Below are 475 nucleotides of genomic sequence, written 5' to 3'. Positions count from 1 at the left end.
TCACCATGTACAAGCTCGCTCTCGTCGCCCTCTTCATCGCCTCGGCTTCGGCCTACGCCCCAGTGGCTCCCGTCGCCTACGCCCACGCCCCCGTGGCTGTGGCGCACGCCCCCGTAGCCACCTCCTACGCTAACACCTACAAGGTATCCACCTCCGTCCACGCCGCCCCCGCCGTCTACGCTGCCCACGCCCCCGTCGTCGCCGCCCCCGTAGTCAAGGCCTACGCCGCTCCCTACGTCGCCGCCCCCGTCGTCAAGGCCTACGCTGCCCCCTACGCTGCTCCCTACGCCGCCCCCTACGTCGCCGCCCCCGCCTACAAGGCCTACGCCCCCGTCGTAGCCCCCGCCCACGCTCCCCTCAGCTACGGTTACGCCGCCCCCGCCTACGGATACGGCAAGGCCTACGGATACGGATACTACCACTGATCTGACCAAATACCTTTAGATTAAAGGAAATTATTTTTATACAAAATGAA

Annotated in this window: 1 protein-coding gene; it reads left to right on the top strand. The window is 65.3% G+C overall.

Annotated features, from left to right (window positions below):
• On the top strand, positions 1-425 hold a 425-nt coding region (locus tag P2081_RS20335), incomplete at its 5' end, for a hypothetical protein (protein ID WP_278924609.1).
• Positions 426-475 lie beyond the last annotated feature (50 nt).

It is taken from the genome of Pseudophaeobacter profundi (assembly GCF_029697505.1).
Lineage (GTDB): Bacteria > Pseudomonadota > Alphaproteobacteria > Rhodobacterales > Rhodobacteraceae > Pseudophaeobacter > Pseudophaeobacter profundi.
The sequence above is the reverse complement of the archived record's forward strand: the minus strand, read 5'-3'. Positions and strand labels throughout refer to the sequence as shown.